Here is a 24,974-nt window from a genome sequence, read left to right as displayed (position 1 = left end):
CACGTGCCGAGGGGAGATAACGACGTTCGTCGACAATCTCTCGTCTGTTTTGCATGGAAAAAGACAATCCTTTTCCAGTGGCGTGCGAAAACCCCTCCCATGGCTGACGATCTCAAAAAAGGGCTAGAGGGTGTGCTAGTCGCTGAATCCGAACTCAGCTCGATCGACGGCGACGAAGGCCGATTGGTCTACTGCGGGTACACCATCGAGGAGCTCGCCCGCGGGGCGAGCTACGAGGAGGTGCTCTACCTGCTCTGGAACGGCCACCTCCCGGACGAGGCCGAACTCGAGGAGTTTTCAACCGCGATGGCCGCCGAACGCGACGTCGATGGAGCCGTCCTCGAGACGACACAGACGCTCGCTGCGGCCGACGCCAACCCGATGGCCGCGCTCCGGACGATCGTCTCGGAGCTGTCGGCGTTCGATCCCGACGCCGACGCCGACCCCACCGACGAGGACGCCAACCTCCGCAAGGGCCGTCGGATCACGGCGAAGATTCCGACGATCCTCGCCGCCTTCGAGCGTACCCGTCGAGGCGAAGAGATCGTCGCCCCGCGCGAGGATCTCTCCCACGCCGCGAACTTCCTCTACATGTTAAACGGCGAGGAGCCCGACGAGGTGCTCGCCGAGACGTTCGACCAGGCGCTCGTCCTCCACGCCGACCACGGCCTGAACGCCTCGACGTTCTCCGCGATGGTCACCGCGAGCACCCTCGCGGACCTCCACGCCGCGATCACGAGCGCGATCGGCACCCTCAGCGGGAGCCTCCACGGCGGCGCCAACCAGGACGTCATGGAGATGCTCAAAGAAGTCGACGGCAGCGAGATGGATCCCCTCGAGTGGGTCGAGACCGCCCTCGAGGAGGGCCGTCGCGTCCCCGGCTTCGGCCACCGCGTCTACAACGTCAAAGACCCGCGCGCGAACATCCTCGGCGAGAAATCCGAGGCGCTGGGTGAGGCCGCCGGTGACATGCGCTGGTACGAGATGAGCGTCACCATCGAGGAACACCTCGCAACGGAAAAGGGACTCGCACCCAACGTCGACTTCTATTCCGCCTCGACGTACTACCAGATGGGCATCCCCGTCGACCTCTACACCCCCATCTTCGCGATGAGCCGCGCCGGCGGCTGGATCGCCCACGTCCTAGAGCAGTACGACGACAACCGCCTGATCCGCCCGCGCAGCCGCTACGTCGGTCCCGACCCCGAGGAGACCGAGTTCGTCGCGCTCGAGGATCGGTAACGGCTCGAATCGCAGTTTCTCACACTTCGACCCGTCGGTAAGCGTCGTCTCCGCCCTTACCGGCCCGGCCACTCCGGCTCGCGACCCTCGAGGAACGCCTCGATCCCCTCCGCCGCGTCGTCGGTGACACAGAGCGCGGCGAACCGCTCGTTCGAGTACTCGAGGGCTTCCTCGTAACCCATGTCGGCCATCTCGTAGTAGGCCCGCTTGCCCCGCTGGACGGCGACGGGGCTCTTCTCGGCGATCGACTCGGCCAGGTCCATCGTCGCCTCCCGGCGCCGGTCTTCGGGAACGACGCGGTTGGCGAGCCCCCACTCGACGGCCGTCTCGGCGTCGATCAGCTCGCCCGTCAGCAAGAGCTCGAGACAGCGCTTCTCGGTGACCGAGTTCATGATCGGCACCGCAGGGCCCATGCAGAACAGCCCGACCTTCGGGGCGGTCGCGCCGAGTTTCGTTCCCTCGGCGAGGACGGCCAGGTCGCAGGCGGCAACCAGCCCCAGCCCGTTGGCGGCGGCGAAGCCGTGTGCGGACGCGATCACCGGCGTGGTCATCCCCACGAGCGTCCGGAACGGCTCTTCCATCCGGGAGACCCACGTCTCGTACTCGGCCGCTCCCTCGTGCGCTCCGTGTTCTGTGAGGTCGATGCCGGCCGAGAAGGCGTCTCCCGCCCCCTCGACGACGATCACTCGAACGTCGTCGTTCGCCTCGAGGGCCTCGAGCGCGTCGTCGAGGTCGAGCGCCAGCTGCGTGCTGAACGTGTTCATCGACCCGGGGCGGTCGAGGGTGATGGTGGCGACGTACCCATCGTGATCGATCGTGATGGTTTCGTAGCGCATACCGCAATGGACGACCCTGAGGCGGTCAAGGTTTCGGTCCGATCGTCGAACGAGACCGACGAACGTACGGGCGACGGACGCGAACGGACGGCCGTGCTCACGTTCGTTTACGGGACGCTCACCGATTCCGAACGGGTCGCGGCCGTACTCGAGGGGCTCGAGTACGAGTTCGCGGCTCGAGCCACTCTCGAGGGCTGTCACCGCGTCGACGGACGCTATCCGACGCTTGCCCCTGGCGGGTCCGTCGAGGGACGACTGCTCGCGGTCGATCGCAGCGGCCTCGAGGCGGTCGACGCCTACGAAGGGGTCGACGCGGGGCTGTACGTCCGGATCGCGGTTCCGCTCGAGGGACCGGACGAATCGCTCGAGGCCGACTCGGCCTGGACGTACGTCGGCCGCCCCGATCGGCTGGGCGTTGCCGACCGCGTCACCTGGCCGGGGAGCGGTCCGTTCGCCGATCGCGTTCGGCGGACGGTCGAGCGAGATGCTGCCATGGTGGTTAGTCACACGCCACCGTATCTCGAATGACGTGCGTCTGCCCTCCGTCAGACGCTCGCCGGAGACGGCCGCTATCGCCCAATTTCACTTTCACCCCGCGGCCATGAGGTTTATGTACTCTGCGTTCCCGTGTACATTCGCACGTCACACGCCGTGCATCCCCTGTATTCCCTGTCGTGCTGCCATCGCCGGCAGCACAACCCTTAATCACGACCGAGTGAGTACTCGGGCGTATGTTCGGACGGGCCGACGTTCTCGAGGCGCACGAGCGAGTCCGGGAGACCTCCCGGCACACGCCACTTTCGTACTCTTACACCTACTCGGAGATGACGGGTGCCGACGTCCACCTCAAACTGGAGAACTTCCAGCGGACGGGCGCGTTCAAGATCCGTGGTGCGACGAACCGGATCGCGACGCTCTCAGACGCCGAGAAGGCAGCTGGCGTCGTCACTGCGAGTGCGGGAAACCACGCCCAGGGGGTCGCCCTGGCGGCCACGCGGGCGGGCGTCGACTCGAAGATCGTCATGCCCGAGAACGCGCCCATCGCGAAGGTCAAGGCGACCCAGTCCTACGGCGCCGAAGTCGTCCTCCACGGGGCTGATTACGCCGAGGCTGCCGAGCACGCCCACGAACTCGAGCGCGAGGAGGGTCGAACCTACCTCCACGCCTTCGACGACGAGGACGTGATGGCCGGCCAGGGGACGATCGGCCTCGAGATTCTCGATGACTGTCCCGAGGTCGACACCGTCGTCGTCCCGATCGGCGGCGGCGGGCTAATCGCCGGCATCGCCGTCGCGATCAAGGAGTCCCACCCGGACGTCCGCGTGATCGGCGTCCAGGCCGAGGGGGCCTCGAGCCTCGTCCCCTCCCTCGAGAAAGGTGAGCGCGTCACCATCGACGGCGTCGACACGGTCGCCGACGGCATCGCCACTCGGAGCGTCGGCTCGAAGACGTTCGCCGTCATCGAGGAGTACGTCGACGAGGTCGTCACCGTCCCCGACTCGGAGACCGCGATGGCCGTCGTCCACCTCTTAGAGCGCTCGAAGACGCTGGTCGAAGGTGCCGGTGCCGTCCCGCTCGCGGCCCTGCTGTTCGACCACTTCGCCTACGACGAGGGCGAGACGATCGTTCCGGTCGTCTCGGGCGGCAACATCGACCTCAACACACTGACGACCGTCATCGTCCGTGGGCTGGTCGAGACCGGGCGCTACCTGAAGATCCGGACGGTGTTGAAAGATCGGCCGGGCGCGCTCGAGGACCTGCTCGGGATCCTCACCGCCTATCGTGCGAACATCTTCGCGATCCAGCACGACCGCACCTCCCGAGATATCGGCATGAGCGACACCGAGGTGGAGATCGACTTAGAGACCCGTGGCCTCGAGCACGTCGAGGAGGTGATCGAAGCGATGGAAGCGGACGGATACGCGGTCGAGGTCATCGTCTGACCGCCACGGGATCGCTCGAGTCGTGCGCGGACGCTTCGTCGACGGGATCGTCATCTGGACCCACGGCCGGGAGGGGCCGGCGCGATACCTCCTCGGGAGCACCGCCGAGTCGGTCGTCAGGCGCTCGGCCGTGCCGGTAACGGTCGTTCGCGGGGCGCGAGATGGGGGGTCGGCGGACGGCGACGCATAGGCCGGTCAGACGGCGGCGACGAGCAGCCACGCCAGCCCGATGGCCACGAGCGAGACGAGGAGGTTCGCGAGCGCGTTCGTGAGCGCGAGCCGCTGGTCGCCGCGTTCCCAGAGCTGGACCGTCTCGACGGAGAACGACGAGAAGGTGGTGAACGAGCCACAGAAGCCGACGCCCAGCAGGAGCGTCGTCGACTCGCTCGCGCCGGCGAAGACGAGCAGGCCGAAGAGAAAGCTCCCGAGTACGTTGACCGTGAGCGTCGCTGCCGGAAGCTCCTCCCAGGTGACGTGTCGGTAGACCAGATGGCGTGCGACGGCTCCAAGCGCCCCGCCCGTCCCGACGAGGTGAGCGGGTTCGGGCTCGAGCGGGATCGTCGAGAGGGCGGCCAGCCACGGACCGATCAGCACAGCGAGAGCGGTCACGTTCGATTCGGCGAGAGCGAGCACGCTCACGGCCGATCACCCTGGCGGCCGATTCGGCGGGCGAGCCCGCGACCGACGAGGACGCCCGCGAAGCCGAGTCCGTAGTTCGCGGCGACGATCGCACCCGTGCCGAGCAGGCCCGTCGCGAGCGCCGTCTGGACGGCGAACGTGCTGTAGGTCGTTAACGAGGAGAGAAAGCCCGTCGTGAGGACGACGCCGGCCGTGGGGTCGACGATCCCGGTGTACTGCGCCTCGTAGACGATGAATCCCAGCAGGAGGCTCCCGAGGACGTTCGCGACCAGGACGGCCTGCACCTCGGTGAGGTGTCCGAGCGCGAAAAAGCGGAGGTTCGAACCGGCGAAGCCGCCGATGGCGACCAGGGCGATCGTCTCGAGTCGGGCGAGGGGGTGGGCGTCGGACATGGCTGGCTGAGACGGTCTGCTGTGATTCGGTACCGGTGATCGCTCGAACGGTGCAGCGATCACCGGTGACACAGTACAACGATCCGTCTGTGAGCAGGGACCGTCAGCCGGCTTCCCCGGCGGTTGGGTTGGGCGGGCCCCATCGCCCGGATACGCTCGACTATTCAGACCGATCTAATGAACGTTACGCGTGAGCGTCGGGGGAGCGTCCGCGTGGGCGCTTCGATGGCGTTCACACCGACTCGAGGCAGGCCACTGTCGGACCGCGGGCACGCGCCACGCGAGACGACAGCCTTTATCAAACCGGGTCGCACCCACTCGACTATGGATCAAGGTGACGTTCGCGAAGTCACGGAAGGCGACTGTACCGACCTCTTCTACGTCGACGTCGGGCTGTTCGGCACGAGCGGCTACGGCGCGGTCTACCTCATCGACGACGACCGACCGGCCATCGTCGATACGGGGCTGGGAACCAACTACGAGTACGTCCTCGAGGCCCTCGATGAGGTCGGCATCGGCCGCGACGGCCTCGAGGTGATCGCCGTCACGCACATCCACCTCGATCACGCGGGCGGGGCGGGGCTGATCGCCGACGCCTGTCCGAACGCGGAGGTGTACGTCCCGGCGGTGGGGGCCCGGCACCTCTACGACCCCGAGCGGCTGGTCGAGGGGACGAAGGCGGCCGTGGGTGACCAGTGGGAGTACTACACGGAGCCCGAACCCCTGCCCGAGGAGCGCACGGTAGAGTACGAGGACGGCGACGTGATCGACCTCGGGACCCAGGAGCTGCGCGTCCACGCCGCCCCCGGCCACGCCCCCCACCACTTCGTCTTCGAGGAGCCCGCAAACGACGTGGTCTTCGTCGCCGACGCCGCCGGCCTGTGGGTCCCCGGACGCGAGGTGATCATGGAGACGTCGCCGCCCTCGCAGTTCAATTTCGACGGCTGCCTCGAGGACCTCGAGACGCTGAAGGCGATCGACCCGGACGTCTTCTGTTACCCGCACTTCGGCCCGCGGTACGTCGGCGACGAAGCCGAGGACGCACTCGAGGAGTACGGCCGGGTGCTCACCGAGTGGGTCGAGGTCGTCGAGGAAAAACGCGAGGAACTCGGGGACGACGAGGCGGTGGTCGAGCACTTCGCCGATCGGCCGAAGATGGTCGAGGAGTGGGGCGAGCGCAAGGCGCGCGAGGAGCGGAAGATGAACACCCGCGGCGTGCTGGGCTACCTCGACTGGCGCGACTCCCGGTAGCGTCCCGTCTGTCGGTTCTGGCGTTCTATCAGCGGTCAAGGCAGAGTACCACGGGTCACCTGACCCGTGGGTGAATGCCGACAAATCACTACACTTACAACGATTCACGACAATTTATTGACGATGCAAGATGCAGGACTGACCCAGACGCTTTCTTTTGGATTAACCATCCAAACGGGTAGTCCTGACAACTTGTACAAAGGGTGTCTCGAAGCCCGACGAGTTCGCAACGAAGTCAACCGCCTCGACCGTGAGGGATGGGACTGGGACGACATCCACGACACCGTAGTGGATAACGCCAACCTCGTGAAAAACACGACTCAACTCCTCGTCCAGAAAGCACTGGGTGAGATAGAGACGTACCACGACCACAAAGACAACGAGTGGGGCCGACCGTTTCCCTACATTGACGAGACGTATCCAATGCGGATGAATCACAACGAAGGATACGCCCTCACTGTAGATGATTCGGGAGATGTTCGCTTCAGAGTCAGTTACAAACCGTACAACCACGTCAAAGGCGTACTTCGCGGTAGTCCCAACCACCTCGAACGAGTCAAGAACGCTCTTAACTCTGACTCGTGGAGAGTGGGCGTAGCTGAACTCGTGTATAAACACGACGAATGGCGAGTACACGTCACAGTCACCCACAAGACACGCACCGTAGCGTCTCCAGACTACGCAGAGACAGTAGTTGGTGTGGACATTAACGAGGACTGCGTGGCACTCACCGCGCTGAATAGAGCTACTGGTGACGTACTCGATTCAGTCGTCATCGAGTACCCCGACATCAAACGAGTTCGCCACGAGTTTTTCACCAAACGGAAGCGGATGCAGAAAGTCGGACAATCCGCGTTCGAGAACGTGGTCCAAACCGAAGAACAAGACTTCGTTCACGACCAACTCCATAAAGTATCGCGCGACGTAACACGATGGGTTTCGCAATTCAACGAACCGGTAATCGTCTTTGAAGACCTCAAAGACATGCGAGACTCAATCGATTACGGCACGCGAATGAACCGGCGCTTGCACTCCTTGCCGTTCGCCGCACTCCGAGATATGGTGACGTACAAAGCCGCTTGGGGTGGAATCCCCTCAGACGATGTTGACCCGGCGTACACGAGTCAACGCTGTCCGCGAACGGAATGCTTGCACACCGAGCGAGCGAATCGGCGTTGGAAGCGGTTCAAATGTATGGAGTGCGACTTCCAAGACCACGCTGACCGGAAAGCAGCGGTTTGTGTGGCGCAAGAATGGTTCCACGAGCAGAATGAGAATGTGCCGTCTCTCGAAACCCTTCCAAGTGTTCGGAAGGTGAGACGGACGGCATCGGGCCTGTGTGAAGAGGCCGACTCTCACGGAGCAGTTTTCGCTTCGGGTGTTTACCGACACGGAAAGTCGGCGCGAGACTCGCAGAGTCAAGCGCGAGAGGAATTAAAGACCGTTGCCCCGACTACAGGGTAGACACGGACGCCACGGGTCACCCGACCCGTGGTACTTCACTCTCGAATCAAAATAATTATCTGCTGTTTGGATAGCTATCGAATATGTCCAGTTCCGAGTCAGTTGGTTCGCTCGAGGCATCAGTCGCCGAGCAGTCGTCGTATCGAGACAACTGGTGGCACGTCGTCGCCGTCGTCGCGGTCCTCGCCGTCGTGCGCGTGAGTTCTAGGCTCGTCTATGACGACCCGCTCTCGACGCCCGTGATCGTGCTGGCCGGCTCCGGGTTGCTGTTTTTCATCGCCTTCTCCCTCCCAATCGCGGTCTACCTCGACAGCCGGTACGTCGCGGACGTGAGCGCGTGGGCTCCGAATCGTGGTCTCCTCACCGGCCTGGCTGCGATCGCCGTCGTCCCGGTGTACGTTACGCCTCACCCGCTCCTGGTTCTCGCCCCGCTGTTCGTCGGGCTGCCGTACCTGGCGCTTCGCCACCGACACGCTCCGCTCGTCGGGTGAGCGAGTAGTCACTGCCCGTCATCACACCTGCTCGTGATCAGGCGGGTGAACATTCATCCCGTCTGCGGACAATGCTATCGTATGGCACTACTCAGTGGAGAGGCCGCCGTCGTCACCGGTGGCTCGAGTGGAATCGGCCGTTCGATCGCCCGGACGTTCGCCGAACACGGTGCGGACGTCGTCGTCGCCGACGTCGTCGAGAAACCGCGCGACGACGGGACGCCGACGCACGAACTGATCCGCGAGGAGACCGACGCCGAGGCGACGTTCGTCGACTGCGACGTCACCAACCGTGCGGACCTCGAGGCGGCCGCCGACGCGGCCGACTCGTTCGGCGGGCTGTCCGTGATGGTGAACAATGCGGGGATCGTCGGCCCCGTCGGACCGATCACCGACCTCGACCCCGACGAGTACGACCGCCTCCGTGAGATCAACATCGACGGCGTCCTCACGGGCTGTCAGGTAGCCGCCGAGCGGCTGATCGACCGGGGCGACGGCGGGAGCATCGTCAACATGTCGAGCGTCGCGGGGATGGTCGGGTACGCGAACATCGCACCGTACAGCCTCGCGAAGGGCGGCATTCGGTCGTTGACGTACTCGCTGGCCGCGGAACTCGGTCCCCACGGGATTCGGGTCAACGCCGTCCACCCGGGCGTCATCGAGACCGAGATGACCCGCGCCGACTTCCCGATCGTCGGCACCGAAGAGGGCGAGGCGCTCGAGGAGACGAACCCGCTTCGGCGGCTCGGCCGGCCCGAAGACGTCGCGAACGTCGTCACCTTCCTCTCGAGTGACCTCGCGGGCTACGTCACCGCGGAGTCGATCGTCGTCGACGGCGGCGACCTGCACACTGCCTGATCGGTCGTCGAACTCGAATAAACGCGAGATTGTGTGCGGTGAGTTCCCACACATTTTATCCGGTGGGAGGTTCTGTCAGGCAGGTATGGACTGGCGCGAGGCCGAACGGGAGTACACGGACGAAGTCATCGGGGAGACGACACTCGGCCGGCTGTTCGAGGATGCGGCCGACCGTCACGTGAACGAGCCGGCCCAGCGGTACAAAGGTGGGATCTACGATCGGTCGCTCACCGAGTCGATCCTTCCGGCAGCCCCCGCCGGGGAGTTTCACGCCGTCTCCTACGGCGAGATGCGCGACGTCGTCCGCAAACTCGCGGCCGGCTTTCGCGACCTCGGACTCGAGACGGGTGACCGGGTCGGCATCTACGCCAACACGCGGATGGAGTGGGCCCAGACCGACTTCGCGCTGCTCGCGGCGGGCGGGATCGTCACGACCGTCTACACCGGCTCCTCCCGCGAGCAGGTCCAGTACCTCCTCGACGATCCGGACGCGACCGCCGTCGTCGTCGAGAACGAGGAACTGCTCGAGGACGTCCTCGAGGTAGAAGACGGCCTCGACCTCGACTTCCTCGTCTCGATGGACCGACTCGCCGAGCACGGTGACCGCGAGGACGTCTACACGCTCGCGGACCTCTACGAACGCGGCGAGGAGACGTTCGAGCTGGAGGCCTACGAGTCGTGGGTCGACGACCCCGACCTCGACGATCTGGCGAGTCTGATCTACACGAGTGGGACGACCGGCGAGCCCAAGGGCGTACAGCTGACTCACCGGAACTTCCGGTCGAACGTCAACCAGATCAGAGCGCGGTACGGCCCGCGGCCGGACAAAGACGAGGAGCTGCCGGTCATCGACACCGACACGCAGACGGTGTCGTACCTGCCGCTGGCACACGTCTTCGAGCGAACGGCGGGGCATTTCGTCATGTTCGCGAGCGGCGGGTGTGTCGCCTACGCCGAGAATCCCGACACGCTCCAGGAGGACTTCGCCGCGGTCGGTCCGAATACGGCGACGAGCGTCCCCCGGGTGTACGAGAAGATCTACGACGCGGTCCGCGAGCAGGCCAGCGAGTCGTCGACGAAACAGCGCATCTTCGAGTGGGCCGTCGAGGTCGGCCGCGAGTACCAGGAAGCCGACTCGCCCGGGGCGGTCCTGCGGGCGAAACAGGCGATCGCCGATCGACTCGTCTTCGCGCAGGTTCGCGAGGCCCTCGGCGGCAACATCGAACTCCTGATCAGCGGCGGCGGGAGCCTCTCGGCCGAGCTCTGCACGCTCTACCACGCGATGGGACTGCCGATCTACGAGGGCTACGGCCTCACCGAGACCGCCCCCGTCGTCACCGTGAACCCGCCGGAGGAGCCGAAGATCGGGACGATCGGTCCCGCCGTCGTCGACGTCGAACTCGAGATCGACGGGTCGGTCGTCCACCAGGACGCCTTCGACGACCCCGGCGAGGTCGGCGAGTTGCTCGTCCGCGGCCCGAACGTGAGCGACGGCTACTGGAACCGCCCGCGGGCGACCGACCGGGCGTTCACGGAGGAGGGATGGTTCCGAACCGGCGACATCGTCCACCTGCGTCCGGACGGCTACGTCGAGTTCCGCGAGCGACTGAAACAGATCCTCGTGCTCTCGACGGGCAAGAACGTCGCCCCCGCCCCCATCGAGGACGCCTTCGCCGCCAGCGAGGTCGTCGAGCAGTCGATGGTCGTCGGCGACGGCCGGAAGTTCGTGGGCGCGCTGCTCGTCCCCAACGTCGACCACCTCGAGTCGTGGGCCGAAGCCGAGGGGATCGACCTCCCGGGCGATCCCGAGGCGCTCTGTGCGGACGAGCGCGTCGTCGAGTACATCGGCGAAGAAGTCGACCGGATCAACGAGGACTTCGAGCGACACGAGACGATCAAGGAGTTCCGTCTCGTCCCCCAGGAGTTCACCGAGGAAAACGAGATGCTCACCCCCACGATGAAGAAGAAACGCCGGGTGATCATGGACCGCTTCGAGGACCGGGTCGAGGAGATGTACGCCGAGTGACCGACCTCGAGTGCGCCGGATTCGCGGACTCGGTCTCGAGTGTGCCGGATTTGCGTACTCGGTCTCGAGCGCGCCAGGTTCTCGTACTCATCCTCGAGCGTTCGACGCGGTGAACGCCTCGAACGCCCGACCCGTCGATCGACTCGAGGTAGACAGCTCTGCCCTGTCGGCGGTGGTCGACGTGGGTCGCCGTCCGTCTGCGTCCTATTTTCAGACCTCGACTGCTGAACAGAATCGTGAACAATCAAACAATTTATAGTGTATCGGTGGTATGGTGTGACAACTCATGGACTGGAAAGAGTCAGAACGGGCGTTCGACAACGAGGTGATCGAGCTCGACACGCTCGGGAGACTGTTCGAGGAGAGCGCCGAACGGAACGTCGACCAGCCAGCCCAGCAGTACAAGGGTGGGATCTACGACCGGACGCTCGCGGGGACGGCGTTCGACCCGGCACCCCCGGGCGAGTACGCGACGCTGACCTACGGCGAGATGCGCGATATCGTCCGTAACCTCGCGGCCGGCTTTCGTGACCTCGGCGTCGACGCCGGCGAGCGCGTCGCGATCTTCGCGGACACCCGCATGGAGTGGGCCCAGTGTGACTTCGCGTTGCTCGCCGCGGGCGCGGTCGTCACCACAGTGTACGAAAGTTCCTCGCCCGCGCAGGTGGCGTACCTCCTTGAGGACCCGGGTGCGATCGGCGTCGTCGCCCAGGGTGAGGATCACGCAAAGCGCGTGCTCGAAGCCGCAGACTCACTCGAGTTGCGATTCGTCGTCGTGATGGACGAGGTTTCCTCCGAGTACGCCGACCGCGAGGACGTCTACACGCTCGCAGAGGTCTACGAACGCGGGCAGGAGACGTTCGAGCTGGAGGCGTACGAGTCGTGGGTCGACGAACCCGACCTCGACGACCTGGCGAGCCTGATCTACACGAGCGGGACCACCGGCGACCCCAAGGGCGTGCAGCTGACCCACCGGAACTTCCGGGCGAACGTCAACCAGGTGTATCGACGCTACGGTCCCCGGCCGGGGAAGCCAGAGGGGGCACCGTCGATCGACGGCGACACGCAGACGGTGTCGTACCTGCCGCTGGCGCACGTCTTCGAGCGGACGGCGGGACACTTCCTCATGTTCGCAAGCGGCGCCTGCGTCGCCTACGCCGAGAGCGCTGACACCCTGAAGGAGGACTTCGGCCTCGTCGGGCCGACGACCGCGACGAGCGTCCCCCGGGTGTACGAGAAGATCTACGATGCGATCCGCGAGCAGGCGAGTGAGTCGGACGTGAAGCGTCGGATCTTCGAATGGGCGACTGCGGTCAGCAGGGAGTACCACGAGTCGACCAATCCGGGGACGGTCCTCAAGCTGAAGATGAGTCTCGCGGACAAACTGGTGTTCGGCAAGGTCAAGTCGGCGCTCGGGGGCAACGTCGAGTTTCTCGTCAGCGGCGGCGGGACGCTCTCGGCCGACCTCTGTACGCTCTATCACGGCATGGGGCTGCCGATCTACGAGGGCTACGGCCTCACCGAGACGTCCCCCGTAGTGACGACCAACCCGCCCGAGGAGCCGAAGATCGGCACGATCGGCGTCCCCGTCGAGGGCTGTGAGGTGACAGTCGACAAGTCCGTCGTCCCGGAGGAGACGACCGACGGAACTCTCGGGGAGGTCGGGGAACTGCTCGTGCGGGGCCCGAACGTGACCGAGGGCTACTGGAACAAACCCGAGAAGACCGCGGGGGCGTTCACCGAGGAAGGATGGTTCCGTACGGGCGATATCGTCACCATCCGCCCGGACGACTACCTCGTCTTCCACGAACGGGCCAAGCAGATCCTCGTGCTCTCGACGGGCAAGAACGTCGCCCCCGCTCCCATCGAGGACGCCTTCGCCGACAGCCAGATCGTCGAACAGTGCATGGTGATCGGCGACGGCGAGAAGTTCGTCGCCGCGCTCATGGTCCCCAACTTCGAGTATCTCACAGCCGTCGTCGACGTCGACGACCACGAGCGCCTCGTCGACAACGAGGAGGTTCAGGCACTCGTCCAGGCGGAAGTCGACACGGTCAACGAGGGCTTCGAACCGCACGAACGGATCAAGGAGTTCCAGCTCGTTCCGCAGGAGTTCACTGAGGAAAACGAGATGCTCACTCCCACGATGAAGAAAAAACGCCGGGTCATCCTCGAGAAGTTCGCAGAAGAGGTCGCGGACATCTACCCCGAGCGGTCGACGGACGAGCCACAGGCCGGGACGGTTGACTGAGTCTGGCCTTCGGTAGCACATACCCTTATAGTTGCTCGAGCGAAGAACTCACCAGTGACAGTTACCAGCCTCTATCGCCTGAACACCGCCGAGTGGACCCTCGATTACAGCGCCGCGACGCAGCTCCAGCAGCCGGGTGAGCCCTACCCCGGCTGGTGTCCGTGTTATTTGCTCGAGCACCCCGAGGGACTCGTCCTCTTCGACACGGGGGTTAGCCGCGAGATGGCGGCCGACCCGACGACGTACGGCCCGAACGGCGCGCCGCACATGGTCGAGTTGCTCGAGACGCTCGACCTCGAGGTCGGCCAATCGCCGACCGACCACCTCGCGGCGCTGGGCTACGTACCCGACGACGTCGACTACGTGGTACTCTCACACCTTCACACCGATCACGCGGGGAACATCGACTCGTTCCCCGACGCCGAGTTTATCGTCCAGAAGGCGGAACTGCGGTACGCGTTCTGGCCCGACGGCGTCCAGTCGCTGTTCTATCTCGAGGGCGACTTCTCGCCGCTTCGGAGCCACGAGTACGACGTGACTGCGATCACGGGCGAGTACGACCTCTTCGGCGACGGCAGCGTCGTCGCGTTCCCGACGCCGGGACACACCCCCGGCCACCAGTCGCTCGCGGTCGACCTCGAGTCGTCGACCGTGATCCTCGCCGCCGACGTCGCCAACAGCCGGCCGGGCTACGAGAACGGCCTCGTCGCGTCGTTCGCCTGGTCGCTCGAGGCCTCGCTCGAGTCCATCCAGACGGTTCGCGACCGGGCGCGGCTGACCGACGCCGACGTGATCGTCCACCACGACCCCGCAGACCAGGAGCGGCTGCCCGACCCGCCCGAGGCGCTCAGGTGAGTCCAGGGCGGCGGCTCTTGGGTGGTGGACACTCGAGAATCGAAGCGTTTGGCGTTCCTACTCCGCTCGCGGGAGCTCGACTTCCACGCCGTCGGCGAGCACCGTCGGCTCGCGGAGGATGCCATCCAGGTGAATCGGCGCCTCGACGTCGCCGCCGATGCCCGCGTCGTCGCCGATCGCGATGTGGACGGTGCCAGCGGCCTTCTCGTCGAGTAAGACGCTCCCCACGAGCTCGGTGACGGCGACGTTCGTCCCGATGCCGAGTTCGGCGAGGTTGTACGCCGCCTCACCCACTTCCTCGGCCGCGTTCTCGACCGTCTCGCGGATCTCGTCGTCCGAGATGTGCGTGACGAGGCCGTCTTCGACCTCGAAGGTGAGCTCCTGGTCGTCCTCGAGCAACCCGTGCGGGCGCATCGTCCCGTCGACGACGAACGTGCCGTTGGCGGTCTCGGGGCTGACGAACACCTCGCCGGCGGGGAGGTTCGACATCTGACCGGGCTCGTGGACGATGCCGGTGTCCGAGAGGAACGCCCGGTCGCCGACCTCGAACGTGATGTCGGTACCCCTGTCGGTCGTGACGCGGATCTCCTCGGCGTCGTCGACCTGCTCGCGGACGTCGTCGCAGTGGGCTGCGATCGACTCGTAGTCGGCGTCGAGCCCCGTCGTGAACACCTCCTCGGTGATGCCGGGGAGGGTGGCGACGCGGGCACCCGCCTCGTTCGCGTCCGTTCGGGCGCGCGTGTGACTCAGACTCTTCGTCGTCGGCGCGAGGACGACGTCGCCGCCGGCCATCGCCGCGGCAACCGGCGCCGGCGGCTCGCCGCCGTGGGTCTCCCCCGGCGGGTACCGGACGATCACGGCGTCGTCGGTGCGCTCGCTCGCCACCTCGTACAACGCCTCGCCGATCGGCAGGCGCTCGTCGTCAGTGACGATGACACAGGATTCTCCCTCCTCGAGGTTCAGACACTGGTACACGGCCGTCTCGGCCGGCGCACGGAGCTCGCTCATGGCTCATCCTGGGACCAGTACCCCGATAGGTCTTGTCTTCTCGGTGTCCCTCGTCGTCTCGCCGTCGGCTTCTGTGAACGGTTCCAGTCGTGTCAACTGCGCAATCACGGCGTTTATTGAGGCCTCTGTCCGACTATTGAGTTCATGACAGGGTCGACGCTCGAGAGCGTCCTGTTCGACGAGTCGACGAACGAGGCGATTCGGTCGGCGCTACCCGACCACGCGATCACGTTCCTCGAACTCGTCACCCACCTCGGCGACGGCGCGACGCTGGTGATCCTGGCGACGCTGCTGTACTGGTTCGGCGCCGAGTCCCGCCAGCGAAAGCGGGCGCTCGTGATCGCGATCGGGGTCGGCGCGCTCGCGATCAGCGCCGGGATGAAAGGGATCTTCGTGCGGCCGCGTCCGGAGCTGGCGTTCGCTCCCGAAAACTATCCGGGCTACAGCTTTCCGAGCGCTCACGCGCTCGGGGCGGCGGCCTTCTACGGCGCGCTGGCCGCCGTCGCTGACACCGGGAGCCGACGGCAGCGGTACGCGGTTGCCGGAACGATCATCGGCCTCGTGGCGTTCTCGCGGGTCGTCATCGGCGTCCACTACCTCGGCGACGTCGTCGTCGGCGTGGTGATCGGCCTGCTGTTCGTCGCGCTCGTCATCCGGGACGACGAGCCCGAGCCCGGCTTCGTGTTCGCGCTCGCGGGTGTGATCGCCGCCGGCTCGTTCGCCCTCGGTTCGACCGAGTACACGACGTTGACGATCGGCGCTTCGGTCGGCGCGACACTCGCCTGGACGGCCGTCGACGGTCGCCTGACCAGGCCGCACGGGGCGTCGATCCTCCTGCTCGCGTACCTCTGTCTGCCGGTCGTGATCGCGCTCCGGGCGGCGTCGCTCCTCTGGGGGCTCCACTGGAGCGTCGAAATCGTTGGCTATGCGGCCGCGACGGGTGCGATCATCGTCGTTCCCGTCGTCGCCGAACGGCTCAACGATTGGCCACCGGTCGAGTGGCTACAGGAGCGACTTCCCTTCCGCGGCCGCACGATCGATCCGACCGACCGACGATCGACGTAGACGAGCAATCGCTCGACGTGACCGTTAACCGACCCCGGTACGGTGCTCACTCATCGACTCGGCGTCACAACTTCCCGTGCTGCGTCGGCAAAAGTGGGGGATTGGGGGGGTGGGGGGGTGGCGACAGTGTCTCAGATCGCCAGTCATTGGTAAGAACCGGAGGATATTAAATGTATGTTTTTTCCACTCGATTGGTCGGTATTTTTTCTGTGTCGAGAGCTCCAGTGGTCGGTACGGCGACTCTATCGACTCGAGCGTCTCACGTCGAGTTCCCCCGTGAGTCGATAGCCGCGTTTCGATCGGTGTCTCGACTCACCGTCACCCGACCATCGGTCGTCTCCAGGCGAAAGCCAGCGTCCTCGAGGAACGTCCGCGAGCGCTCCCCGCCGTGGAGGAGCACCTCGACGAGGTCGGCGGGTTCGTCGACGTCGGTCGAGAGTCGAAACGAGTCCACCGTCTCGAGCTCGGCGTCGAGGTCGTGCGCGATCCGCCGATGATCCCGGTAGGAGGCGCCGTGGTAGTCGACGCGAAACGCCGGGTGGCGGGCGACGAACGCGTTCGTGCCGCCGCCGCGTCCCGGCACGAGTACGACGTCGCCGTCGGCCGCGAACAGTCCCTCGAGCGCATCGGACGTCGCCAGCGCGAGGTCGGCCATCACGACCGCGACCGGCTCCGTCGCCGACGCGAGGACGGCGTTGACTGCGTCGTCGAGCGGCCGGTCGTCGACGACGACCGGCGACTCGACGTCGGCGGGAGCCGTCGCCAGCACCGTCGGTTCGCGTCCCGTTTGCCGGATCGCCGACTGGACGTCCGCGAGCATTGCTCGAGCGAACGCGACGCGCTCGCGTGGCTCGAGGACGGACGAAAGGCGCGTCTTCGGCGCGTCGACGGCGAACGGAACGACGACGTGCATCTCGACTGAGTTGCCGACACACGGGCAAAAACGCGTCGAAGCGACCGTCGCTGGCGACTCGAGCGTGATCGGACGTGGAGAAAAACGTCGTTAGAACAACGGCTCGAGTTCGTCCTCGCCGTCGTCGACGAGGCTCTCTAGGTTCTCCTGACTTTCGGCCTGGATCTCTTCGATGTTGTCCTGGGCTTCGATCGCGACCTGCTGGAGGCGTTTGATGCGCGGGACGTTCGTGACGCCGGCGAGCAGGATTGCCGCGGATACCTCCGGAACCTCCCGGGGGAAGTCGCCACCACGGACCTCCATGCTGCCGGTTTCCTCTTCGAGCCACTTCCGGCCGCGCTCAATTCCTTTCCGGTTCAGGTACTCACTCGGCCCGGCGAGAACGAGCAGGGCGCGCTCGGCTCCTTCGATCTCACAGGGGAGGGTGAGTCGCCCGAGGGCGGCCTTGCGCACGAGGCTCGTGATGCGGTTCGTCGTGTTCGCGGCGTCGAGTTCGTCGTCGATCCCGCCGCCACCGTTGTTCGTGAACCGAGAGAGGAGCCCTCCGCCGGTGTTGAGATCGACTTCTTCGGAGGCGTAGCCGACAGTGGAGACGCCGCCGCCCGAGAGCGTGTTGATGATCTCCGAAGAGTCGACGACGCTCTCGGCGACGTCCTGTCCCTCGCCGACCTCGCCGGCGCCAAAGAGGATGCCGAAGCGACGAACGATCTCCTCGTTGATCTGGTCGTAGCCGCCCTCGACGGACTCGCCGGCGCTGCGCCAGGAGTCGTTATCGAACACCATCAGGTTGTCCACCTCGCGGACGAACGTCTGGAACGAGCGGGCGGCGTTCAGCGTGTAGATGCCACCTTCGTCCGTTCCCGGCAGGACGCCGAGTCCGTAGACCGGGATGGTGTAGATGCGCTTGAGGTGTTTCGCGAGGACGGGCGCACCGCCCGAGCCCGTTCCGCCGCCCATCCCGGCGACGATCAGGAACGCGTCGACTTCGTGGGTCGGGATCTGATCGATCGCGTTCTGGATCTCGTCAATGTCCTCCTCGGCGATCTCCGCGCCGAGTTCGTTGTCCGCACCGACGCCGTGGCCCTTCACCCGGGCCTGGCCGATGAGGACGCGATTCTCCTGTGGGATCTTCTCGAGACCCATGAGGTCTGCTTTCGCCGAGTTGACGGCGATCGCCGCACGGACGATCTTGCTACCCGTTCGCTCGTCGTACCCGAGAAATCGATCGACGATTTTCCCACCGGCCTGTCCGAATCCGATCATCGCCAGCTTCATTGTTAGTCAGGGGGCTCCGTTGCATTGAGACAGAGCGAAAGGGGACATAAAGCTTGTGATGAATTGAATTTCACGAAACCGTGGACGTCCTCGCGACCGTCCGATAGCGTGGCCGTCTGGCGCTGTTGGCGCCGCTTCGCAGACCGACGGCTACCTGTACCGACTCGCGTTTTATATATGTAGCTAGCCCGATTCGTCCGGTCGGATTCGTTCCTCACGCCGTCAGCTTCCGCCGCGAGCTGCGACTGGACGGTCGATGCCGAGGTACTCACGGAGCGTCGTCAGTTCTGCTTCGGTCCGGCCGAAAGCGGTCACGTCGTTCTCGATGACGGTGTTGTCGAGCTCGAGCGAACGCGCCTGGTCGGGGCCGAACGGGACGAACGGAATCGGGCCCGCGACCGCGAGCCCGAGTTTCGCCACCGGCATCGGGACCGGGAGCACTGACACGGACTTCCCTTCGGCCTCGTAGGCGAGTTCCGCCACGTCAGCGAGCGTCACCACCTGTGGGCCGGCCACCTCGTAGGTCTGCCCGACGTGGTCGTCGACCTCGAGGGCGTCCGCGAGCATCGGGACGAGGTCGTCCACGTAGATGGGCTGAAAACGCGTCTCCCCGCCACCCGGCAGGCCGGTCACGTACGGCGTCGTCAGCTTTTTCGTGAACGGGACGAACTCCTCGCCCTCGCCGAAGACCACCGAGGGCCGAACGATCGTCCACTCGAGGTTCGACTCGCGAACGACCTGCTCGGCCTTCCCCTTCGCCCGGAGATAGGCCGTCTTCGCGTTCGGGTCCGCGTCGAGGCCGCTCATCTGGACGAATCGCGACGTACCGCCCGCCTCGGCGGCGCGCACGAGGTTCTCGGTTCCGCCGAGGTGGACCTCCTCGTGGGAGGTTCCCGCCGGGGGCTCGAACAGCGGCGAGAGCGAGACGAGGTTGACGACCGCGTCGTGGTCGGCGACCGGCCCCGCGATCGAGTCGTACGCGGTTGCGTCACCCATCGCGGTCTTCACTCCTGCGGGAAGGCCCGATACGTCGGGATCGCGTGCGAGCGCCGTCACCTCGTGGCCCCGGTCGACCAGCTCCGCACAGAGGTGCCGTCCGATGAATCCGGTTCCGCCCGCGACGAGTACCTTCATATCCGAGATATGTACTCGGAGCGGTAAATAACTGCGCGGCTACACTGTAAGGTCGGGGCCGCCAGCGAGAGGCTGCGGTCGTCCGTCCCGTCAGCCCGACACATCCTTGTACCCTCCACCGCGATTCACGGGCATGCTCGTCACGCTCGAGGGGATCGACGGCAGCGGCAAGACGACGGTCTGGGAGGCGCTTCACGACACGTACCCGGACGCGACGTTCACCCGCGAGCCAACGACCTCGTGGTACGGCGACGCCGTCTACCGCTCGATCGCCGACGACGACGCCGACCCCCTCGCCGAACTCTTCCTCTACACCGCCGACCACGCCGATCACCTCTCGCGGCTGATCGAACCCGCCCTCGAAGCCGGCGACCTCGTCATCTCTGACCGCTATTCGGACTCCCGGTACGCCTACCAGGGGGCGACCCTCGAGGGCGTCCTCGCCGATCCAGTGCAGTACGTGATGGACGTCCACCGCCCGTTCACGATCGACCCCGACCTGACGATCTACTTCGACCTCGGCCCGGAAACGGCGGCCGAACGTGCGGGGGCGACCAACAAGTTCGAACACGCGGAGTATCTCGCGTCGGTTCGCGAGAACTACGAACGGCTACTCGAGCGCGATCTCGACCGGTTCGTTCGCGTCGACGCCAGCCGGTCGCCCGACGCGGTGCTCGAGCGCGTCGAGGACGAACTCGAGTCGGCCCTCGAGTCGACGGCCGGGGAGTGACCGGCGCGAGTTCGACTCGCCAGTTGGGGTGTGATGACCCACTACTCGTTCATGAAGACGCTCGCCTGGGGCTCCGCTGGATCGGTCGGGATCTCGACGAGCGTCGGCCCCTCGCTGTCGATCGCCTCGGCGACGGTCGCCGCGACGTCGTCGGTGGTTTCGGCGCGCATCGCCTCCAGTCCGAGCCCCTCTGCAACCGTCGCGTACGAGACCGGCGCCGACTCCCACCCGTACTCTCCCGGCTCCATCCGGTAGTTTCGGCCCGCCTCCTCGCTGATGATCGCGTAGTCGCTGTTGTTCAGCACGACCACCGTCACGTCGATCCCTTCACCAACCAGCGTGTGGAGCTCGTGCAGACACATGAGCAACCCACCGTCGCCGGTGAGCGCCACCACGTCCTGGTCTGGGTTCGCCTTCTTCGCACCGATCGCCGAGGGCAGCCCCGACCCCATCGTCGCCCACGAGCCCGGATTGACGTACTTTCGTGGTTCGTACGTCGGGAACGTGAGAAGCCCCCACAGTCGGAACCCACCGGCGTCGACGGCGACGATGGCGTCGCGGGGCGTCCCCTCCCGGATCGCCTCGAGCGCGCTCACGGACGTCAGGGGCGCGTCCGTCACCGCGCGCAACGCCGAGAGCCGGTCGTCGACCGCGTCGCGCGCCGCTCGTGCGCGCTCTCCCCCAGTGCCGTCGATCGATCGGTCGGCGAGGGCGTCGTCGAGCGCCTCGAGCGTCTGTTCGGCGTCGGCGACGATGCCGACTGCCGGCTCGTAGCCTCTCCCGACGTCGCTCGCCTCGAGCGTCACGTGAACGAGGTCGGACGGGATGTCGATCGTCCAGTGTTGCATGGTCACCGCGTCGAGGTCGGTGCCGACGGCCAGCGCGGCGTCCGACTCGGCGATGAGCGCTTTCTGGGCCGTCCCGGTGGCGCCACAGAGGACGCCGCCGGCGAGCTCGTGATCGTCGGGAAACACCGCCTTCCCCTTGTACGTGAGCACGACCGGCGCCTCGAGGCGCTCGGCGACGCGTCGCAGTTCGTCGCTCGCGTTCGACGCTCGGACGCCGCCACCGGCGATGACGATCGGTGCCGACGCGTCCGCGAGGAGGTCGGCGGCGCGTTCGACCTTCGTTCCGGGAGCGGTGGCGACCGATCGTCGCTCGGTCTCGCCGGGTTCGGCGAGCTCGACGTCCATCTTGAGGAAGTTTTTCGGAATTCCGACGCGGACGGGACCCATCGGGGGCGTGCGCGCCACGTCGATCGCCCGTTGCAGTTCGGCGACGGTGCTCTGGGGCGTCTCGACGGTGACGTTCTCTTTAACGACGTTGTCGTAGGTGTCCGGCGGCGTCTCGTGAATCCCGTCCCCGCCCCGGATCTCGGGTTCGGTCTCGACCGCGATGTGTACGAGCGGCGTGCAGTCGTTCAACGCGTTCTTCAGCCCGTTCATCGCGTTCATGTCTCCGGGTCCGGGGATGACGACCGTCGCAGCCAGCTTCCCACTCGTCTCCGCGTATCCCCACGCCTGGTGTGAGACGGCGGTCTCGTGTCGGGCCATGACGAACTCGATGTCGTCTCGTTCGCTGATGCTCTCGTTCAGCGGCAGCGACTGCTTCCCGGGGATTCCAAACAGCGTCTCGATGTCGTTCGACACCAGACACGTGATAATCTCGTTAGCAACCTTCATGGCTGTACTGCGGTCCGTATCGGTGGTAAAGGTGTAGGATTCGACGGGCGCCGACGAGCGTCGACGTCTTCGAACGACCTAGGTCACAACTGAAACGGGTTACACACTGCTCGCAGCGAAACGGCCAGTACTGACCGCTGAGTCGCGAGCAGGTGGGCATCGACGTTCAGTGGCTACTGTAACGCACTGCGACAGCGGCCGGAACTGCCCACGGCTCCGGCCGACGCGGTGTGTCGAGCGGCCATCCGCCCAGATGGACAAGATTTTAAGCCAGCGTGGGCTACGTCCGGCCACTATGGGCAAGAAGTCGAAGGGCAAGAAAAAGCGGCTTGCCAAACTCGAGAAGCAGAACAGCCGGGTTCCGGCGTGGGTCATGCTGAAGACCGACATGAACACGGTGCGAAACCACAAGCAGCGCAACTGGCGGCGCAGCGACACTGACGAATAATGAGTGCAAGTGATTTCGAAGAGCGGGTCGTCACGGTCCCGCTCCGAGACGTGAAAGCTGGAGCGAACCACGAGGCGGCCGACCGGGCGATGACGATCGTCCGCGCACACCTCGCGAAACACTTCGCGGTCGACGAAGGAGCGATCCGGCTCGACCCCTCGATCAACGAGGCCATCTGGGCGAACGGCCGCTCGAACCCACCACGGAAGCTCCGCGTCCGCGCGGCACGCTTCGACGAGGCGGGCGAATCGGTCGTCGAAGCCGAATTCGCCGAGTAACTTGCTCCGCGCCGCCTTCGCCGGCTCGGCGTACGTCGGCGTCTTCGCACGCGCGACGAACGACTGCGCCCTCGTCCGGCCCGACGTCGACGACGACCTGCGCGCCGAACTCGAGGACGAACTCGAGGTTCCCGTCCATCCGACGACCGTCGGGGGCGCCTCGACGGTCGGCGCGCTCGCCACCGGCAACGAGAACGGCCTGCTCGTCAGCAGCCGTGTTCTCGACTACGAGCGCGAGCGCCTCGAGGAGCTCGTCGAGCTCCCGATCGCCGAACTCCCGGGCAGTATCAACGCCGCTGGAAACGTCGTCCTCGCGAACGACTACGGGGCCTACGTCCACTCCGACCTCACCCGGGAAGCGATCCAGGTCGTCAAAGAGACGCTCGAGGTGCCCGTCGACCGGGGCGACCTCGCGGGCGTTCGCACGGTCGGCACTGCCGCCGTCGCGACCAACGCGGGCGTGCTCTGTCACCCGAAGGCGACCGACGCCGAACTCGATCATCTCGAGGACGTCCTCGACGTCCGCGCCGACGTCGGCACGATCAACTACGGCGCGCCACTCGTCGGTTCGGGCCTGATCGCCAACGAGTCGGGCTACGTCGTCGGGGAGGACACGACGGGCCCGGAACTGGGCCGGATCGAGGACGCGCTGGGCTACATCTGATTTCGAGAATCGTTGCGGGTTACGACGGAGGGAACGTTGCTAAAACGTTCACGCGTAGCTGAGCGGGTTCAGCATGTCGACGAACTCGAGCGTGCTGTCCTGTGTGTATTTGATGACGTCGACGATGAGGTACTCCGTCTCGACGATGAGTTCCTCGGTGTAGACGATTCGATCGGCCATCTCGCCGATCCGGTCGGCCATCTCGCCGATCTCGTCGACGGTGTACAGCACGCCGTCGAGACTCTCGAGGTATAGCACTTCGCCAGTATCCGCGAGTACCATGACAACCTGGTCGACCTGACAGCAGCCGTTCCGGTTCAGGAACAGGTAGTAGGTGCTGCCGTCGGAAAGCGGCGCGTAGATGAACGATTCGCCGAAATACGTCTCGGCGAACGAGACGGTCGTTCCTGGCTCCAGCTCGAGCTGATAGTCGTCGTCGGTTTCGGCCGCAACGGCGTTCGTCGTCGCGAGGGCGGCTCCGCCGGTGGCGGTGCCGACGCCGAGTTTCGTGAGGAATGTCCTTCGATTCATTGTACGTAGTCCTGCCCACGTGAACGTTCAGCGTTGGGCAGTATTGTAAATATTGAACAACACTATACATAACGCTGTTGATTTGGATACTGGTGTATTATCGGCTATTCGGCACAAAGGTGCCTTTAATTTGACCGTGGGGGACTTCCGTGAGGCGGATGGCGAATTAAATAGTGGCTCAATATTGCATGCTGTTCACTCGGCCATCGCCGCTCGTCTCGTTCGGTTATCTCGTGCCACCGGTAGACCTATCGGTGAGCACCGGTGCGGCGAGGCCGCTGGCGACGAGCACGCCTCCTGATACTACTGGACAACAGTCAGTAACCACTCGATCGCGCTGTGACCGGCCGTCGGATTCGCTGACGGCAAAGCGTTCGCCGGAGGCGAAAAACAGCGCCGACGCGAACGGGAACATTCTTCCGACTGCCCGACGGATGATGGACCATGAGCCAGTTTGTCGTCACCGGTTTCGAAGACCGCGACAGCGACGCGGCGCTCGAGCCGTCGATCGACGCCGAGAACGAGGAGGTCGTCGAGGCATGAGCGGTCAACAGGAACTGCAGGCGATCTCCCAGGAACTTCAGGAGCTGCAAGGTCACATCGAGAGCCTCCAGGGCGTCGTCGAAACCATCCGCGAAGAACAGCGCGCAGTCGACGAGGCGATCACCGCCGTCGAGACGCTCGAGACGGACTCGGTCGTCCAGGTCCCCCTCGGGGGCGGGGCGTACGCCCGTGCGACCATCGAGGACATCGACGCCGTCATCGTCGAACTCGGGGCTGACTACGCCGCGGAGTTCGAACAGGACGGGGCCGTCTCCGCACTCGAGATGAAAAACGACCGGCTCGACGACCGCATCGCCGAGGTGACCGAACGCATCTCCGAACTCGAAGCCGAGAGTACCCGGCTCGAGGGCCAGGCCCAGCAGCTCCAGCAGCAAGCACTCCAGCAGCAACTGCAGGGAATGCAGGGACAGGGGCAAGAGCGCGACGAGTAACGG

26 protein-coding genes and 1 riboswitch are annotated in these 24,974 nt (G+C 65.4%); of the genes, 17 read left to right on the top strand and 9 right to left on the bottom strand.

Translation table 11 applies throughout. The features are described from left to right. Positions 1-99 precede the first annotated feature (99 nt). Positions 100-1,242 carry a citrate synthase gene (gene citZ, locus NMQ09_RS01245; RefSeq protein ID WP_255192640.1) on the top strand — a complete coding sequence of 381 codons (1,143 nt, stop codon included), beginning with the start codon at positions 100-102 and terminating at the stop codon, positions 1,240-1,242. 56 nt (positions 1,243-1,298) lie between these two features. On the opposite strand, the gene NMQ09_RS01240 is transcribed toward citZ, so the two are convergent. Then, positions 1,299-2,078 carry an enoyl-CoA hydratase/isomerase family protein gene (locus NMQ09_RS01240; RefSeq protein ID WP_255192639.1) on the bottom strand — a complete coding sequence of 260 codons (780 nt, stop codon included), beginning with the start codon at positions 2,076-2,078 and terminating at the stop codon, positions 1,299-1,301. A 93-nt stretch (positions 2,079-2,171) separates the two neighbouring features. Here NMQ09_RS01240 and NMQ09_RS01235 point away from each other — a divergent pair, with 93 nt between their 5' ends. From NMQ09_RS01235 to NMQ09_RS01225, 3 genes are all read left to right on the top strand, one after another. Continuing rightward, on the top strand, positions 2,172-2,606 hold the full coding sequence (locus NMQ09_RS01235) for a gamma-glutamylcyclotransferase family protein (RefSeq protein ID WP_255194539.1): 435 nt from the start codon (positions 2,172-2,174) through the stop codon (positions 2,604-2,606). Between the two features lie 203 nt (positions 2,607-2,809). Continuing rightward, entirely contained in the window at positions 2,810-4,021 is a 1,212-nt protein-coding gene (gene ilvA, locus NMQ09_RS01230; protein WP_255192638.1) for a threonine ammonia-lyase, read from the top strand. Between the two features lie 10 nt (positions 4,022-4,031). Then, the gene (locus NMQ09_RS01225) at positions 4,032-4,211 is read left to right on the top strand and encodes a universal stress protein (protein ID WP_345781290.1); all 180 of its coding nucleotides are present in this window, start codon (positions 4,032-4,034) and stop codon (positions 4,209-4,211) included. Between the two features lie 5 nt (positions 4,212-4,216). Here NMQ09_RS01225 and crcB read toward each other — a convergent pair whose 3' ends face one another. Together crcB and NMQ09_RS01215 are read right to left on the bottom strand one after the other, a co-directional pair. Continuing rightward, positions 4,217-4,630, bottom strand: coding sequence for a fluoride efflux transporter CrcB (gene crcB / locus NMQ09_RS01220; RefSeq protein WP_255194538.1), 414 nt, complete (start codon positions 4,628-4,630; stop codon positions 4,217-4,219). A gap of 26 nt (positions 4,631-4,656) precedes the next feature. Next, positions 4,657-5,052 (bottom strand): CrcB family protein, encoded by a 396-nt coding sequence (locus NMQ09_RS01215; RefSeq protein WP_255192637.1) that lies wholly within the window; start codon positions 5,050-5,052, stop codon positions 4,657-4,659. An 87-nt stretch (positions 5,053-5,139) separates the two neighbouring features. After that, positions 5,140-5,208: riboswitch (Fluoride riboswitch) on the bottom strand. A 168-nt stretch (positions 5,209-5,376) separates the two neighbouring features. Here NMQ09_RS01215 and NMQ09_RS01210 point away from each other — a divergent pair. The 7 genes from NMQ09_RS01210 to NMQ09_RS01180 all read left to right on the top strand — a co-directional run bounded on the left by NMQ09_RS01210 (position 5,377) and on the right by NMQ09_RS01180 (position 14,248). Further along, a complete protein-coding gene (locus NMQ09_RS01210; protein ID WP_255192636.1) occupies positions 5,377-6,303 on the top strand; it encodes an MBL fold metallo-hydrolase in 927 nt (308 codons plus the stop codon). Between the two features lie 123 nt (positions 6,304-6,426). Beyond that, positions 6,427-7,767, top strand: a complete 1,341-nt coding sequence (locus tag NMQ09_RS01205) for a transposase (protein WP_255190745.1) — start codon at positions 6,427-6,429, stop codon at positions 7,765-7,767. Between the two features lie 83 nt (positions 7,768-7,850). Beyond that, a complete protein-coding gene (locus NMQ09_RS01200; RefSeq protein WP_255192635.1) occupies positions 7,851-8,258 on the top strand; it encodes a hypothetical protein in 408 nt (135 codons plus the stop codon). An 81-nt stretch (positions 8,259-8,339) separates the two neighbouring features. Beyond that, a complete protein-coding gene (locus tag NMQ09_RS01195; RefSeq protein WP_255192634.1) occupies positions 8,340-9,116 on the top strand; it encodes an SDR family oxidoreductase in 777 nt (258 codons plus the stop codon). Positions 9,117-9,201: 85 nt separating this feature from the next. Beyond that, on the top strand, positions 9,202-11,142 hold the full coding sequence (locus tag NMQ09_RS01190) for an AMP-dependent synthetase/ligase (RefSeq protein WP_255192633.1): 1,941 nt from the start codon (positions 9,202-9,204) through the stop codon (positions 11,140-11,142). Positions 11,143-11,428: 286 nt separating this feature from the next. Continuing rightward, positions 11,429-13,393, top strand: a complete 1,965-nt coding sequence (locus NMQ09_RS01185; protein WP_255192632.1) for an AMP-dependent synthetase/ligase — start codon at positions 11,429-11,431, stop codon at positions 13,391-13,393. Between the two features lie 54 nt (positions 13,394-13,447). Continuing rightward, positions 13,448-14,248 carry an N-acyl homoserine lactonase family protein gene (locus tag NMQ09_RS01180; RefSeq protein ID WP_255192631.1) on the top strand — a complete coding sequence of 267 codons (801 nt, stop codon included), beginning with the start codon at positions 13,448-13,450 and terminating at the stop codon, positions 14,246-14,248. A gap of 57 nt (positions 14,249-14,305) precedes the next feature. Here the strand turns inward: NMQ09_RS01180 and NMQ09_RS01175 are convergent, their stop codons facing one another. Then, entirely contained in the window at positions 14,306-15,256 is a 951-nt protein-coding gene (locus tag NMQ09_RS01175; protein ID WP_255192630.1) for an aminopeptidase, read from the bottom strand. Positions 15,257-15,400: 144 nt separating this feature from the next. On the opposite strand from NMQ09_RS01175, the gene NMQ09_RS01170 reads away from it, so the two are divergent. After that, positions 15,401-16,321: a phosphatase PAP2 family protein gene (locus NMQ09_RS01170; RefSeq protein WP_255192629.1), complete on the top strand. Its 921-nt coding sequence runs from the start codon at positions 15,401-15,403 to the stop codon at positions 16,319-16,321. A 259-nt stretch (positions 16,322-16,580) separates the two neighbouring features. On the opposite strand, the gene cofC is transcribed toward NMQ09_RS01170, so the two are convergent. The 3 genes from cofC to NMQ09_RS01155 all read right to left on the bottom strand — a co-directional run bounded on the left by cofC (position 16,581) and on the right by NMQ09_RS01155 (position 19,643). Further along, complete coding sequence (gene cofC, locus NMQ09_RS01165; protein WP_255192628.1) at positions 16,581-17,234, bottom strand: 2-phospho-L-lactate guanylyltransferase; 654 nt, start codon at positions 17,232-17,234, stop codon at positions 16,581-16,583. Between the two features lie 90 nt (positions 17,235-17,324). Beyond that, positions 17,325-18,509 (bottom strand): tubulin/FtsZ family protein, encoded by a 1,185-nt coding sequence (locus NMQ09_RS01160; RefSeq protein ID WP_255192627.1) that lies wholly within the window; start codon positions 18,507-18,509, stop codon positions 17,325-17,327. 222 nt (positions 18,510-18,731) lie between these two features. Then, positions 18,732-19,643 carry a complex I NDUFA9 subunit family protein gene (locus tag NMQ09_RS01155; protein ID WP_255192626.1) on the bottom strand — a complete coding sequence of 304 codons (912 nt, stop codon included), beginning with the start codon at positions 19,641-19,643 and terminating at the stop codon, positions 18,732-18,734. Positions 19,644-19,776: 133 nt separating this feature from the next. Between NMQ09_RS01155 and tmk the strand changes: the two genes are divergently transcribed. After that, complete coding sequence (gene tmk / locus NMQ09_RS01150) at positions 19,777-20,373, top strand: dTMP kinase (protein WP_255192625.1); 597 nt, start codon at positions 19,777-19,779, stop codon at positions 20,371-20,373. Between the two features lie 41 nt (positions 20,374-20,414). Here the strand turns inward: tmk and NMQ09_RS01145 are convergent, their stop codons facing one another. Then, complete coding sequence (locus NMQ09_RS01145; protein WP_255192624.1) at positions 20,415-22,055, bottom strand: thiamine pyrophosphate-binding protein; 1,641 nt, start codon at positions 22,053-22,055, stop codon at positions 20,415-20,417. Between the two features lie 295 nt (positions 22,056-22,350). On the opposite strand from NMQ09_RS01145, the gene NMQ09_RS01140 reads away from it, so the two are divergent. The 3 genes from NMQ09_RS01140 to NMQ09_RS01130 are packed head-to-tail and all read left to right on the top strand — an operon-like array spanning position 22,351 to position 23,445. Beyond that, positions 22,351-22,503 carry a 50S ribosomal protein L39e gene (locus NMQ09_RS01140; protein WP_255192623.1) on the top strand — a complete coding sequence of 51 codons (153 nt, stop codon included), beginning with the start codon at positions 22,351-22,353 and terminating at the stop codon, positions 22,501-22,503. Continuing rightward, positions 22,503-22,781, top strand: a complete 279-nt coding sequence (locus NMQ09_RS01135) for a 50S ribosomal protein L31e (RefSeq protein WP_255192622.1) — start codon at positions 22,503-22,505, stop codon at positions 22,779-22,781. Before NMQ09_RS01140 ends, NMQ09_RS01135 begins: the two co-directional genes overlap by 1 nt. A gap of 1 nt (position 22,782) precedes the next feature. After that, positions 22,783-23,445, top strand: coding sequence for a translation initiation factor IF-6 (locus NMQ09_RS01130; RefSeq protein ID WP_255192621.1), 663 nt, complete (start codon positions 22,783-22,785; stop codon positions 23,443-23,445). A gap of 48 nt (positions 23,446-23,493) precedes the next feature. Here the strand turns inward: NMQ09_RS01130 and NMQ09_RS01125 are convergent, their stop codons facing one another. Next, a complete protein-coding gene (locus tag NMQ09_RS01125) occupies positions 23,494-23,976 on the bottom strand; it encodes a twin-arginine translocation signal domain-containing protein (protein WP_255192620.1) in 483 nt (160 codons plus the stop codon). A 539-nt stretch (positions 23,977-24,515) separates the two neighbouring features. Between NMQ09_RS01125 and pfdA the strand changes: the two genes are divergently transcribed. Beyond that, the gene (pfdA, locus tag NMQ09_RS01120) at positions 24,516-24,971 is read left to right on the top strand and encodes a prefoldin subunit alpha (protein ID WP_255192619.1); all 456 of its coding nucleotides are present in this window, start codon (positions 24,516-24,518) and stop codon (positions 24,969-24,971) included. Positions 24,972-24,974: the final 3 nt, after the last annotated feature.

Source organism: Natronobeatus ordinarius (assembly GCF_024362485.1).
GTDB lineage: Archaea > Halobacteriota > Halobacteria > Halobacteriales > Natrialbaceae > Natronobeatus > Natronobeatus ordinarius.
The sequence above is the reverse complement of the archived record's forward strand: the minus strand, read 5'-3'. Positions and strand labels throughout refer to the sequence as shown.

Coding starts and splice junctions, on each gene's coding strand:
- citZ (WP_255192640.1), top strand. CDS start 100: ATGGCTGACGATCTCAAAAAAGGGCTAGAGGGTGTGCTAGTCGCTGAA.
- NMQ09_RS01240 (WP_255192639.1), bottom strand. CDS start 2,078: ATGCGCTACGAAACCATCACGATCGATCACGATGGGTACGTCGCCACC.
- ilvA (WP_255192638.1), top strand. CDS start 2,810: ATGTTCGGACGGGCCGACGTTCTCGAGGCGCACGAGCGAGTCCGGGAG.
- NMQ09_RS01215 (WP_255192637.1), bottom strand. CDS start 5,052: ATGTCCGACGCCCACCCCCTCGCCCGACTCGAGACGATCGCCCTGGTC.
- NMQ09_RS01210 (WP_255192636.1), top strand. CDS start 5,377: ATGGATCAAGGTGACGTTCGCGAAGTCACGGAAGGCGACTGTACCGAC.
- NMQ09_RS01205 (WP_255190745.1), top strand. CDS start 6,427: ATGCAAGATGCAGGACTGACCCAGACGCTTTCTTTTGGATTAACCATC.
- NMQ09_RS01200 (WP_255192635.1), top strand. CDS start 7,851: ATGTCCAGTTCCGAGTCAGTTGGTTCGCTCGAGGCATCAGTCGCCGAG.
- NMQ09_RS01195 (WP_255192634.1), top strand. CDS start 8,340: ATGGCACTACTCAGTGGAGAGGCCGCCGTCGTCACCGGTGGCTCGAGT.
- NMQ09_RS01190 (WP_255192633.1), top strand. CDS start 9,202: ATGGACTGGCGCGAGGCCGAACGGGAGTACACGGACGAAGTCATCGGG.
- NMQ09_RS01185 (WP_255192632.1), top strand. CDS start 11,429: ATGGACTGGAAAGAGTCAGAACGGGCGTTCGACAACGAGGTGATCGAG.
- NMQ09_RS01175 (WP_255192630.1), bottom strand. CDS start 15,256: ATGAGCGAGCTCCGTGCGCCGGCCGAGACGGCCGTGTACCAGTGTCTG.
- NMQ09_RS01170 (WP_255192629.1), top strand. CDS start 15,401: ATGACAGGGTCGACGCTCGAGAGCGTCCTGTTCGACGAGTCGACGAAC.
- cofC (WP_255192628.1), bottom strand. CDS start 17,234: ATGCACGTCGTCGTTCCGTTCGCCGTCGACGCGCCGAAGACGCGCCTT.
- NMQ09_RS01160 (WP_255192627.1), bottom strand. CDS start 18,509: ATGAAGCTGGCGATGATCGGATTCGGACAGGCCGGTGGGAAAATCGTC.
- NMQ09_RS01155 (WP_255192626.1), bottom strand. CDS start 19,643: ATGAAGGTACTCGTCGCGGGCGGAACCGGATTCATCGGACGGCACCTC.
- tmk (WP_255192625.1), top strand. CDS start 19,777: ATGCTCGTCACGCTCGAGGGGATCGACGGCAGCGGCAAGACGACGGTC.
- NMQ09_RS01145 (WP_255192624.1), bottom strand. CDS start 22,055: ATGAAGGTTGCTAACGAGATTATCACGTGTCTGGTGTCGAACGACATC.
- NMQ09_RS01140 (WP_255192623.1), top strand. CDS start 22,351: ATGGGCAAGAAGTCGAAGGGCAAGAAAAAGCGGCTTGCCAAACTCGAG.
- NMQ09_RS01135 (WP_255192622.1), top strand. CDS start 22,503: ATGAGTGCAAGTGATTTCGAAGAGCGGGTCGTCACGGTCCCGCTCCGA.
- NMQ09_RS01125 (WP_255192620.1), bottom strand. CDS start 23,976: ATGAATCGAAGGACATTCCTCACGAAACTCGGCGTCGGCACCGCCACC.
- pfdA (WP_255192619.1), top strand. CDS start 24,516: ATGAGCGGTCAACAGGAACTGCAGGCGATCTCCCAGGAACTTCAGGAG.